The following is a 13,254-nucleotide window of genomic DNA, read 5'->3' on the forward strand; positions in this document are numbered from 1 at the left end:
ATCACCCCTTAATCTCTTCCAAACAAATTAGCAAGACCTGCAAGCTCTTCTACTGGATTAGCTGTAGCTTTTTTAGTTTCTCCCCTAGAGCCCCCTGCTGCACTCATAACTCTATCTGCCATTCTGCTAAAGGGTAGTGACTGTAACCACACTTCGCCTTCCCCTCTTAAAAGACCGAAGAATATGCCTTCGCCACCAAAGATCGCACTCTTAATATCACTAGCAAATTGTATATCAAAATCAATACCTTCAGTCATTGCAACAAGGCAACCAGTATCTATTTTAAGGCTTTGCCCATATGTCAATTTCTTCTTAATAATCGTTCCTCCAGCGTGTAAAAATGCCATACCATCCCCCTCAAGTTTTTGCATGATAAAGCCTTCACCACCAAAGAAACCTGCTTGTATTTTCTTCTGCATATGAATTCCTACAGATACCCCTTTTGCAGCACATAAAAAAGCATCTTTTTGACATATAATAGTTCCCTTCATTTCTTCTAAATCAACGGGTATTATACTCCCTGGATACGGGGCTCCAAATGCAACATGTGATTTTCCTCCAGCCACATTAGTAAATGTTGTCATAAATAGACCCTCACCAGTCACAAGTCTTTTACTAGCACCTAGAAGTTTGCCCATCAAACCTTTCCCTTTATCCTTACCACTACCATCACCAAAAATAGTTTCCATCTTAATCTTCTCGTCCATATACATCATTGCGCCAGCTTCTGCAAGGACACTTTCACCTTCGTCAAGTTCAACCTCCACAAACTGCATATCATCGCCATAAAGTTTAAAGTCAATTTCGTGTGCTTTTGCCATGTTAAAATCCTCCTTATATTTTGTTACTTTAATCATATTCAAGCCGTAGGTTATTCTCAATATAGCGAAGGCCACTGACCCTAAAGCTACGGTCATTTATTTGGGCATAAAAAAATGACCTGGGTCACTGGACTTAACCGCAAGTCATTTTTTATATCCATATTTACTTGAGGAAATTACATAAATCTTACTTACCTAAGCCTAATATGGGAATATCATCCTTGATTTAATTAATTAAGATATAAGCATATTTGATGGTATAGCTTTAAGGATTTTAAAACTACATAATAGTAGATGGTTTTTATAGAAAGTAATTATGTAATTTGCTCACTTATTAATACTTATCTTACTCATAAAACCTTCATTTTTTGAAGTGCTAAATTCTATTGTTCCGTCTATTAGCTTTAATCTTTCTTCAATACCCCTAAGACCATTTCCTTTTATCAGATTACTACAACCCTTTCCATTATCCATTACAAGTAAGTTTATATCATCTTTTTTTATATTAACTGAAATGAATATTTCTTTAGCCCCTCCATGCTTTAATGAATTGGTAACAAGCTCCGTACACACTTTTCTTATGATATCAAATGTTTTTTCATCAATACTATAAAAAGTACCTTTAAAATGCATATTCGTTATTAAATCCATATTTTTCATATTATTAAGCATCTTTGAGATATCCTTTTTTAGAAGCTCCCCAGTATAGATATTGTTTAATGTATCATTATTTTTTATAGCATTCATCTCACTGATTCCTGTATCAATGGATGTGGAAGCATCGGAAATAGCTGATATACTTAGCTTCTTATCTCTAGTAAAATAAAGTCGAGCAACCTCAAGTAGTTTTATAGTTACCACAAGGGAATGTCCTATAATATCATGAAGCTCCCTTGCCACATAATTTCTAGCACCTATCTTTGAGGTTTCTTTTAAAGTGTTGATTGTTTTTTTAAGCTCTTCATTTGAATTGTCCAGTTCATTTTGTCTTTTAGAAAGCTCTATCTCCATACTCTTATAAGGAGATATATCTTTAAAAGTAAGTATATATTGGGTTTCAAGTAACGTTCTAACTTCGCTAATATAGATATTTAAATAGTAATTATCAATATGTATTTCTATGCTTTTTAACTTTCTAAAATCCTTTTTCTTTAGAATTCTTTCCACCATCTTTTTTCCGTTACCAAAGAAGATTTCATTAAGCTTTTCATTGACATAATTCACTTGAAAACTTGAATCCAAAACACAAATAGGCGTATCTAGTTTATGTACAATTTCATGCTTTAGTATTGGAGATAGACTTAAAAAGTCAGAACTAAAGGTGGCATACACAAATACCATAACGGACCATGTGAAAACAATAGGTGTAATATCAAAAATAACTGGAATTCCAATTGCAAATACAAATCTATGTATTACTTTTGTTATGTATAAAAAATTGAGTATAAGGGGTATTAATATGGCGGATGAGATGAAATATTTATACCATTTGTTCTTATTCTTAAATCTAAGCCTAAAGGTCTTATAGCAATATGAAAATCCTACAGCTATGAATACATATTCTATTAGGGTATGTACATAAAAAAGCACACCAAAACTATCACCTCCAAAATCATAGGTTGCATAGAATAGGTGATGATAGGGATTAGTCAAAATAACTATAAATTGTATAATAGGAAAAAAGTAAATAATCCATCTAGTCTTATTAGATAGTGCTTTACCCTTATAGTATGAATACCCAAATTCTAAAAAGGCCACCTCTAGTATACAAGCACACAGGTAGTAAGCTACAATAAACCACCATCTTGAGACCACAGCAGGCGACACTGTTTTAAATATCTTAAATATCATCCAGCCTATCATACTTATTTGCATAGCTAAAAAAGACTTCAAAGCGTGATCCTTATTAGCCTTCATGTAAAATATCATAAAGAATATGATCGATAAAACTATAGCTACTATATGGACTATACAAATGGTCTGAATTTCAAGCTTAAGTATCTCCTTCATCATTCAATACCATTTTCTACAGCATAAACAGCAAGCCGCAGTCTATCAGAAATTCCAAGCTTTTCATATATCCTACTCACTTTATTCTTAACCGTTCCTTCCGTATAGTTAAAAATCCTTGCTATATCTTTATTACTTTTACCCGCTACAATAAGCTTAACTATTTCAATTTCTTCTAGGGATAGTATATCTGTATAGCTTTTTTTGTTATCTGACATTTTCTTAAACTTATCCACCATAATTTTTTTAACACTTTTATGTATAACTGTAAGCCCATAATTTACACACTTTATAGTGGTTATAAGCTCATCACAGTCAATATCCTTAGTGATATATCCATCTGCCTGAGCTAAAAATGAATCTACTATATTATTTGTGTTTTCAAAGGTTGTGAGTATGATAACTTTTACATCTTCAAACTTTTCTTTTATAATTCTAAGAGCTGAAATACCATCCATTTCTGGCATCTCTATATCCATAAGAACGATATCTGGACTGTAAATCTTACAAGATTCTATTGCTTCCCTTCCTGTTCCAACCATATCCATTACTGTTATTTTTTCATCTGTGCTTATTATCTGCCCTAAAGATTTTCTTAAAAGAACTTGGTCGTCTGCAATTATTATTCTAATCATTTTCGCCTCCATAATAATTCATATACGCCGTAACTGCTTTTCTTACATCCTGCAAGTCATGTTTTGCATTAGTAATTATTTTAGATATTTTTTGTATGAAATCCCCATCTAAACTTATCTTTACATCATCAATATCACACTTTAATTCCAGCATTGATTTCTGTTGATTATTTGCTATTTCATCCAGTAGATTATTTATCTCTTTTTCTTTCTCTATATCATAGACTATCTCCTTATAATGGGACAGCTTAGCATTTGCCTTTACGGTTTCACTTTGTTTCATATTAAGTTCATCTAGCATATTGATAAGCTCTGTTATATCTGTAAAGGTTATAATATAGCCTGCTAATTTATTATTCTTTATTATTGATTTTTTACTGTATCCCATATATATAATTTCATCGCCTAGATACTTAACAAACTGGTTTTTGTAAGAATCTCTAATCACTACCTCTTTGTTAAAAATTAATCTAATATCCTCTATATCAACACTATTTATATTTCTGAAAATACCCACTTTTTCTACTCTGTTATTTTTATAAATGATTTTTCCATTTTCCTCAGTAATAAAAACATAGTCCATCATTAAATTTCTAACGTCATTAAAGATGGAAGCACTTACTCTATATGGAGTAAACAATCCTGAAACAGTACTAAGACAAATAGCCATAAATATATAATTAATAAGTTCTACTGTCTTTATGTTTAGAATATTTAAAGTAATAGATGATATATAAATAATAATAGGAAAAATCCAAAACAAACAAATACTTAGTAAAAATACTTTTTTGCTAAACTTAATTTCATTATTTTTATTATGTATAACAGAAACCACAATATATATCAAAAAGAAAAAACTGATTACAATAGATAAAAAGAATATATCACCATATTCCACATAACTAAAACCATAGCTCTTAATTATTAATTCCTTCTTTAAAAAACTTGTTATCAAAACTAATCCTATTATAATATAAAGAGTATGTTTTAATATCCTTATCCGTTTACTCCTATGGGATACATCTATAACATAATCTAAGTTAAAGCTTATAAATAAAAAATTTACAATTATAAATAATAGACTAATAATATATCTGATAACAAAGGCTTTTTGTTGGATTACAATGACTTGCTCTGAAAAACTAAGTACTGCAATTATACATAAAGTAACATTAGGTATAAGTATTTGCTTGCTTATTTTGTTGCCTGAGCCTTTATATAGGCACAGCATAATACTAACAGTCATAAAAACAATAAGTATCGTTAAGTATGTAACACTAAAAAACTGCTCTGGAGTATAATATCTACCATCGCCCATAAAGTTCCTCCATAGAAATACATTACTTTTATCATACAATCCATTAATTCTACTAGCTTAAAACCACTATATAAAAAGCTCTATTTTAATTATATTTAATTATATTCAATTATTCTATCTATTTTCCTTCCAGTTTTCGCACTTTTTTTATTAGCTTTCCAGTTCCTAAATCATCAAAGCTTTTTTAATCCTTGGGCTATACCCAATCTTTAGTAGCTGTCTAATTATCCACAGGTCCAAAAATTTTCTCTTTCCCATTAAAATCGTTATATATCTAGTAAGTATAATGGTTATATAGGTTATCATACAGTGATAAGGACGCCCACTAATAGGATTATAACATTTTAAATGCCTCGCTTATTTCATTTGAATATTCAAATAATTTCGACGTTTTATAGACGTCTATTTAGTATTATATTACATGAGAAAATTGCATATCGCTTACTTGGCTATGCCTAATTCCTTAATTTACTTACTTAAGATATAAGCATATTTCATGGTATAGCTTTGAGGATTTTAAAACTATATGCAGTATAGGGATTTTAGTATAGACTTTAAGTTATACTATGAAAACCCTATATATATGGTTTTTATAGAAGATAATTATGCAATTTGCTCACATAAATATAATTAATTAGAAAAAGGGGGATTTTTTATGGATCAAAGTGGTCAAAAATCAATGCTTGTTACTTACAAATTTATCTTCTTCAGTTTGTTTGGTATCTTTATGTTTTTTATCCCAATTAATTTAATGGGAAAATCAACTATCCCTATTGATCATCTTGTTACTTTCATAACAGGTTCACTGGGCAGTATAGTGAAATATTATGCACTCATAGTAATTATAGCCGGGGGATTGTATCCTTTCATTAAAAAAACCTGGAATAAGTCAACAACAGACATAGTATTTTCCATATTGAAATTAGTTGGTATAGTCGTTGCATTTATGGCAGTATTTCAGATAGGCCCCAAGTTTTTATTTGAACCTGGTATGCTTCCTTTCCTACTAAATAAACTTGTTGTTTCTGTTGGAGTTATCGTTCCCATAGGTTCAATATTCCTATCTTTTTTAGTTGGCTACGGATTAATGGAATTTGTAGGTATAATAATGCAGCCTGTCATGAAGCCTATATGGAAAACCCCTGGGCGTTCTGCTATTGACGCTGTTGCATCCTTTGTTGGCAGCTATTCCATAGGACTTCTAATAACAAACAGAGTATATAATGAAGGGAAATATACTGTAAAGGAAGCATGTATTATTGCAACGGGATTCTCAACAGTATCTGCAACCTTTATGATAGTAGTTGCAAGAACCCTTGATTTAATGCCTATTTGGAATACATATTTCTGGTGTACACTGATTATCACTTTTTTAGTAACAGCAATAACTGTCCGGATATATCCATTAAGTAAGAAAAGTGATGAATATATAACAAATGATCCTAAGCCTTATGTTAGACCTGAAGGTTCACTACTTAAGGCTGCATTTAATGAAGGTATCAAAATGGCATCACAGTCTAAACCCCTTGTTCAAAACATCGTTTCTAACTTTAAAGACGGCATTAAAATGGCAATGGGAATTTTACCTACGATCCTATCAGTAGGTTTGATTGGACTTCTTCTAGCTGAATATACAGTTCTATTTGATATACTAGGGTATATTTTCTACCCATTCACATTATTACTCAGAATACCAGAGCCCTTCCTAGCGGCAAAGGCATCGGCACTAGAGATAGCAGAGATGTTTTTACCTGCACTATTGGTGGTTGATACACCTATAGTCACAAAATTTGTTACGGGAGTTATCTCCGTTTCTTCCATACTATTCTTTTCTGCATCTATACCATGCATTGTTTCAACTGATATTCCTATTTCTATAAAGGACATTATCATAATTTGGATAGAACGAACTATATTATCATTAGTGCTTGCAGCTTTGATTGGTCATATGATTTTCTAACCCCGTAGTATAAGCTATTGTCCATGTAATGTTTTGGAGACAGTGTTGCTAACTTAAAAAAAGTCTAGCCGAACTGTCTCTAAATATATTTCTTATATTAACAAATTGTGAAACTATCAAATTTTAGAATTATTATTGTCGCAATTCCTAAAGTTGCATTAAAAATACTATGAAGTATCACACTATTCTCAATATCTTTTTTATACATAATATACCCTACAATTAAGTAAAGTACAATCAAGCAAATAAGTTCACCAGAATCTTTTTTTGTTTAATTCAATCTTGATTCTATTTCACAGCTTTGAGAATATTATTTTGCATCTCCCTTAAAACAAATCCTATATGAACATAGGTCTTTATGTCCCTCGTTTCCATAAGCCTTTCAACCATGTCTGATATCTGCACAAATCCGACGCGGCTCAAGTCATCTATGTTCTTTTCGAGTTTACCCTGAAAAGTCTTGTCCATCCTTCCCATGTTGTTTACCCCAAAGCTTGCTATCTCGTCCATATATTTCTTTGTTCTTTTGATTATATCAGTTGCCTTGTCTAAAGCCATATTAATTCTCCCTTAAAATAGTTTTTTTACCACCGGTCCATACTGCAATCATCTTTGCCTCTATATGGAAGTCTTTCCTGTTAAGCTTCACAAGCATATGATCCACCTTCTTCAGCGACTTAAGATATTCAATCATCTTATCGTCCTTTTTTCCTTCGTACTTGAAGTATGCAAAGACACCCCCGACACTTATCTCGAAACGCTGGATCTCTTCCCTAAGTCCGAAGTCGTAAAACCCGTCGATCTCGTTGGAAAGTATGAAGCATCGCTGGTTCTCATCTATGAATCGGTCTATTGCCTGGGACATAGAAACTTCGTAGTTCCTAAGGTCAAGCTCCTCTTCCTCCGCAAACGAAATCTTCTGGTTCGAAGAGTTTGATATCCTGTTTTCCTCCTTCATCACGACGTTTTTGAGGGTGAAGCTCTTGTCGCCCAGGGAAAGGGCACTTTGGGTATTTTGGACGAACAATGCCATGGATGGTATATGGCTTACCTTCTGATTGGTATTTCTTCTGAGATTCGTTATTTCGTATATCTCTCCGTCTTCCCTGTCCAAAACCAACATGTTTATTAGCTTTGACCCGTCCTTTAGGTTGACGACCTCGTAACTAAGTCCGTATCCCGAAAGCTCGCTGGTTTCGTATTTGTATTCTGTCCTCTTGAACAGCTTATATTTTTCCAAGTCTTCAGCCTCGCTCAGAAGAATATATACATTAAGAAGAATGTCCATTATCTGGTTGTTTATGTCCTCAAGCTTACTATCTATATCATCGTCAAGGTATCTCTTTATAGTACGCTTCAAGTTTTGCGCCTTTTTGAACAGGAAATTGTACTTTTCAAGCTTCAGCTTTATACTCAAGAACTCTATCCTGTCTATCTCCCTCTTCTTTATGGAGTACAGCCCTATCCCTATCAGATTTTCCAAGTATTCCATAACCTCTTTCAAGACCTTCCTATCGGGTATCTTAAACTCCACCTTTAGATTGTCAACGCCCTTAAGATTTTGGATATATTTTATGGCATATATGACGTCCTTTTCGTCATTTCGCTTGAAGGCTTCTTCAATGTTGAAGGGGTATGTGAAGTTGACATGCTTTTTCTTTCCAAGGTCAATCTTAAGAAGCGATCCCATCCCATGGCTTATCTTCATGCAATCGAAATTTATTACCACATCGTTTATAGTCTTCTGTGTGGTATATCTCCTTATTTCCTTCGATGTAACTTCATTTATCGGGGCAAAGTCTTCGATAGTAAGGGGTGCATCCTCTTCCCCTTTGCCTTCTTCCCTGTGATCCATCATGTAAATGTATGCCATTATCACGTGCTTACAATAGTCTTTGGCGGGACAGGTGCAGTTGAAGTCTTCTAGCTTTCCGTTGAATACTACGGTCTCGTCGCCTATCTTGAACTCCCACTCTTTTATCATAGAAATCGCTTCCCTGTCCATTGCCTTCGATGCACGCTTGTACATCCCCTTATTCGTAAGGTTTACTATATATTCCTCGTCTATCAGCTTTATCTGCTCTATTATCATTTTCCAGCTCCCTTTATGTAGTTGGCCAGCTGCTTCACTGTGACCGCTTCAACGGGTATTCCTATCCTATCGAGTCTCCTTGCAAAGTTGGAATTGTAATATGAATTAGAATCATTCTGTATTCCCGTTAACACTAAAGTCCTTGCCCCTGTGTTTTTGACTTCCTCGAACTCCTTCAACATAGAAGTTTCTTCGGAAAACAGGTCGCTTATCACTATAAAAAGCGTCTTGTCGGGCCTTTTTATGAGGTTTTTTGAGTAAGCTAGCCCCCGTGCCACGTTGGTTCCTCCCCCTAGTTGGACGTCGAGCAGTATGTTTATGGGGTCTTCCTTAGCATCGGATAGATCTACTATCCTCGTGTCGAATAGCACTATCTTTATGTCTATGTGGCTTATGTTGTAGAATATTGACGATACTATGGCTATGTAGATCAAAGACTCCACCATGCTTCCGCTACAGTCCACCACCAAAACTATGTCCGCTGGCCTGTTTTTCGCCTTGTTGGGATAGAAGTATGCGTCTTCCACGTAAAGTTTTTTCTCTTCTTTGTTGTAGTTTTTCATGTTCTTTTCTATTGTCTTTTTCATATCTAGGGCCTTTGATCTGTTGTATCTTGACGAATTAGACTTATTTATCGTTCCCACCCTGGATAAGTCAATCTCGAATAGCAGCTCTTTTTTAATCGCCTTAGCAATCTGCCTTATCTTGTACTTTATCTTGTTACGCTCTTCTTCCTTGGTGTAATCTTTGTACATTATTAGTTTTTTCAGAAGGTCTATATCAGCCTTTGCATTTTCCAAGTAGTTATCGTCAGCAAGCACCTCATACATTCCATATGTCTCAAATGCGTCGATTGCGATCTTATTCACTATCTCCTGGCTGAGAATATTTTGCACGTTTTTCAGGTTTTTGATGACAATTACGCCGCTTGATTCCCCTCCGTACATGCCTTTTTCATTGGAATACTCACTGTCATATACGCTATCTAGAAGCCTTTCAACCGCAAGGTTGTCTTGGGACATATCTACCTCCAGATTCTTCTTCGAGAATTTACCCAGTATTAGTCTCCATTTTTCAAGATTATTCATAATAAATACCTCGCTGTTTCAATCCTTCAAGGGAAATGGCTTCCATATTCCTGTTCCTTTCAAATTCCCCTTCACTTATATCGAACTTCACAAGAAGGTTTTCAGATATATGGTTCAGCTTCCCTATGTCCTTGCTCAGTCTCATCGTCTCGACGGGTCTAAGTTTCGTGAATATCTTCCTAAAATTTGGAAGTATATCGAAGAACTCTTTGGTATCAAGGTCTTCCACAAACTTGTTTAATACGGTAAGAAACCTGTGGTTGCTTAATAGTATCTGATAGTTGTTCAATAACAGATACGAAAGAAATAGCATCGTCCCCTCAATCTGGGTTTCACTTAAAACGAAGTTGTTTTCTATCGTCCATGTCAGCTCCTCTTCATCGACACGTCCCATTATATACAGTATGGAAAGACTTATTCCCTTTAATGATGTCGTCCATCTAGCAGCGAGAAGTTTTTCAAGGGTATCCGCAAACAATTCCCTGTCCACGTTTTCGTTTTTTGATGCGTTTATAAACGAGTATACGTCGTTTATGGAATCTGAAAGCTTAACTTCGTCTTCAAGCCTAAGTTCTTCAAGGGTCTGGAATGAAACCATAAGCTTTATATAAAGCTCGTTTACCAAATCGTCCAGTTCTCTTTTGTATTTGTTTCCGAAGGTCTCGTAGTGGTACGCCGTCTTAGTTATCTCATTGAACGCTCTTGTCAATTCCAATAGGTTGCTCTCCTTCATCATAACGTACTTTATCGTCTCTACAACCTCAACTGTCTTGCTTTCAATCTGAAGCACCACACAGTCCTTGAGACACGATACGGCCTTTGAAAAGCTATCGCACTCCTTTATCTTGAGTTCTAACCTTGATTCAACTGCCATGTCTATACTTTCACCTAGAAACGCTACCTCTATCACAGCAGGCATTACTTTTTCCTTGCTCGTTATCTTATATGTTTGTGTCATGTATTCGTCTATGTCTATATCGAAAAAGTCTATCCCCTTGACCCTTTCTGCGAATTCTATTTCAATATAGGACAGCTTGCTCAAAAACACGCTTCGTTTATATGCACTCCTGTTATTTAACACGTTCAGCGTATAAATGCTGTTGGACTTAGTGAACTTGTTTTTGACAAGCTGCTTTTGAAAATCCTCGACGATAGGCGGAAGGTTCGATATGTCATGAACCCGTCCATATTCGTCTCCTATCAAGTACATCTTGAAGTCTTCAAGTATGGCGTTAGTATTCATATACTGGTTAAATTCGGTAAATGCACTTATAGCACCATCGAAAAGCTCATATACTCCTGGAAGCTTCTTTTCCCTAAGTAATGCAAGTCCGTATGCCAAATCTATAGCACTTATTATCTTCGATATAGATACCTGTTTTTTCGCCTTCCTTATGTATTTTGTAAGTAGTTCTACGAAGGTATCCCTCGGATTTAGCCCGTTTTTTAAAAACACCTTGTAGTAGTTAGGGTAGTATATTCCTGCTCCGTATCCATTCAAAGTTGATATATTCTGGACGTTGTAGGGTATCAGGTAGTTCTTGTTATCCTTGGTAAGGGTCTTTCTCCTCTTTTCATCGATTTCTGTGCCTCTTTTGATCATTTTTGGAAGAACAACGCTATGGAACCCCCCCGTTATCACAAGGGTTCTCTTCTGTTTGTATTCCTTTATCTTCTTTGCCATATACGACTCCCGAAGGTCGTTGTATTGATTTGAAGGGCTTAACTCCCTTGTAACACTACAGTATGTCAGCATCTGCATCATGTAATCTTCAATCTTCTTTCCACTAAGTCCTATCTCGAAGTATTTTTCGTAGTACTCATCAAAGCTTTCAAGCCCACTTTTTCTTACCAGCTCCGAGATATAGTTCGAGTACTCAAAGTCTATTTTTTCCTCCCTTATGACATCAATGTCGTATACGGGAATATCTATAAACCTGATTTCTATATTCTTTTTGAACCCCTGCTCTATGGCTACATATTCTGGAGAGGTGTTGAAAAACGGAAAGTTCACTCCAACCTTTATCTCCTTATTATCCATATTCCCGTATATGGAAACGGGCATCTTCGACTGGGCAATGTTTTCTATTAGGTGATCCCCATCGCTCGGTCCCTCTATCAGTATCACATCTGGCTTGAACTGGTCTATGGCAACCTTCACAAATTTTGAACTCACAAGACTGTGGTGCCTTACGGGGAAAAAGAATATCTCTTCATTTCTAAATTGATTAAGGTCTATCTTCATCTTATCTTAACTCTCGATTTGTATAGTTCGCTGTAAATCTCACTCTTTTTAGCCCTTTCCTTTACTACCTTCTCAAAATAGTATTTAAGTGCGTTTACATCGGCTTCGTCTTCAAAATCGAAACTATTTATGAGATTTTGTGATACGCTTTGCATATCCATCTGGCTACCATTGAAGAATTTTGCGTACATGGTGCATTCGTGGTAGACGTTTACGAGTTCCGCAGTTGAAAGGTTCTTCGTGGGCTTTTCAAGCTTCTTGCCGTCCACCGCCTGTCCATTTCTCATCTCTACAAAAACAGTTGTAAGCATGTCTATTACATCTTCATCTATAACTATATTTTCTTCTAGCTTCATTACCTGATTTTTGACGATTTCCTTCTCAAGCTTTATATTATTTACAGGATTTACTACTTCTATGTTAAATCTTCTCTTTAGCGCGCTACTCATTTCGTTGACTCCCTTGTCAAGGGTATTTGCAGTCGCTATTATGTTGAATCCCTCTTTTGCAAAGACATAGTTGTTTTCCGGTAGCTCAGGTATCATCATCACCTTGTCGCTCATTACCGATATCAACATGTCCTGCACTTCCTGAGGAGTTCTTGTTATCTCCTCGAATCTCATAAGGCTTCCGTCCATCATGGACTTCATCACAGGGGACTTGATAATCGACTTATCGCTTGGGCCATTGGCAATCAAAAGGGCGTAGTTCCATGAGTATTTAAGATCGGCTTCACTTGTTCCTGCATTTCCCTGTATAGTGTTAAGGGAGTTATTACATATTGCAGCGCTTAAAAGTTCACTGAGCATCGTTTTTGCGGTTCCCGGAACTCCTATCAGAAGAAGTCCCCTGTTCGTAGCGAGGGTGACTATGGAACGTTCTACAACCTTGTCATTCCCGTATATTTTCTTGCTTATTCCTAGCTCATCATCCCCAAGTATGAATTTCCTCACGGATTTCGGAGACATCTGCCAACCCGTAGGGCATGTGTCTACCTCGTTTTCTATAAGTTTTTTTATCTCGTCTTCATAAAGCCTTTCCACAGGTAGTTTTTGAATTTCCATTTCATTCACCTTTTTCGTCGA

Annotated in this window: 10 protein-coding genes; 1 reads left to right on the forward strand and 9 read right to left on the reverse strand. The window is 35.3% G+C overall.

Going from position 1 to position 13,254, the window contains the following annotated elements; all coding sequences use genetic code 11:
• Positions 1 to 8 precede the first annotated feature (8 nt).
• From N4A68_13575 to N4A68_13590, 4 genes are all read right to left on the reverse strand, one after another.
• Positions 9 to 821, reverse strand: a complete 813-nt coding sequence (locus tag N4A68_13575; GenBank protein MCT4565328.1) for a TIGR00266 family protein — start codon at positions 819 to 821, stop codon at positions 9 to 11.
• Positions 822 to 1,148: 327 nt separating this feature from the next.
• Positions 1,149 to 2,834, reverse strand: coding sequence for a histidine kinase (locus N4A68_13580; GenBank protein ID MCT4565329.1), 1,686 nt, complete (start codon positions 2,832 to 2,834; stop codon positions 1,149 to 1,151).
• Positions 2,831 to 3,466 (reverse strand): response regulator transcription factor, encoded by a 636-nt coding sequence (locus tag N4A68_13585; GenBank protein MCT4565330.1) that lies wholly within the window; start codon positions 3,464 to 3,466, stop codon positions 2,831 to 2,833. The genes N4A68_13580 and N4A68_13585 overlap by 4 nt, the downstream gene beginning before the upstream one ends.
• Entirely contained in the window at positions 3,459 to 4,784 is a 1,326-nt protein-coding gene (locus N4A68_13590) for a hypothetical protein (protein ID MCT4565331.1), read from the reverse strand. Before N4A68_13590 ends, N4A68_13585 begins: the two co-directional genes overlap by 8 nt.
• A gap of 655 nt (positions 4,785 to 5,439) precedes the next feature.
• On the opposite strand from N4A68_13590, the gene N4A68_13595 reads away from it, so the two are divergent.
• Positions 5,440 to 6,744, forward strand: a complete 1,305-nt coding sequence (locus N4A68_13595; protein MCT4565332.1) for a YjiH family protein — start codon at positions 5,440 to 5,442, stop codon at positions 6,742 to 6,744.
• A 288-nt stretch (positions 6,745 to 7,032) separates the two neighbouring features.
• On the opposite strand, the gene N4A68_13600 is transcribed toward N4A68_13595, so the two are convergent.
• The 5 genes from N4A68_13600 to N4A68_13620 all read right to left on the reverse strand — a co-directional run bounded on the left by N4A68_13600 (position 7,033) and on the right by N4A68_13620 (position 13,233).
• The gene (locus N4A68_13600) at positions 7,033 to 7,302 is read right to left on the reverse strand and encodes a hypothetical protein (GenBank protein ID MCT4565333.1); all 270 of its coding nucleotides are present in this window, start codon (positions 7,300 to 7,302) and stop codon (positions 7,033 to 7,035) included.
• A 1-nt stretch (position 7,303) separates the two neighbouring features.
• Positions 7,304 to 8,836 (reverse strand): SWIM zinc finger family protein, encoded by a 1,533-nt coding sequence (locus N4A68_13605; protein ID MCT4565334.1) that lies wholly within the window; start codon positions 8,834 to 8,836, stop codon positions 7,304 to 7,306.
• Entirely contained in the window at positions 8,833 to 9,924 is a 1,092-nt protein-coding gene (locus tag N4A68_13610; protein MCT4565335.1) for a VWA domain-containing protein, read from the reverse strand. Before N4A68_13610 ends, N4A68_13605 begins: the two co-directional genes overlap by 4 nt.
• Positions 9,917 to 12,085 (reverse strand): DUF5682 family protein, encoded by a 2,169-nt coding sequence (locus N4A68_13615; protein ID MCT4565336.1) that lies wholly within the window; start codon positions 12,083 to 12,085, stop codon positions 9,917 to 9,919. The genes N4A68_13610 and N4A68_13615 overlap by 8 nt, the downstream gene beginning before the upstream one ends.
• 80 nt (positions 12,086 to 12,165) lie before the next feature.
• Positions 12,166 to 13,233 carry an AAA family ATPase gene (locus N4A68_13620; protein MCT4565337.1) on the reverse strand — a complete coding sequence of 356 codons (1,068 nt, stop codon included), beginning with the start codon at positions 13,231 to 13,233 and terminating at the stop codon, positions 12,166 to 12,168.
• Positions 13,234 to 13,254: the final 21 nt, after the last annotated feature.

Origin of the sequence: Maledivibacter sp. (genome assembly GCA_025210375.1) — a bacterium.
Classification (GTDB): Bacteria; Bacillota; Clostridia; order Peptostreptococcales; family Caminicellaceae; genus JAOASB01.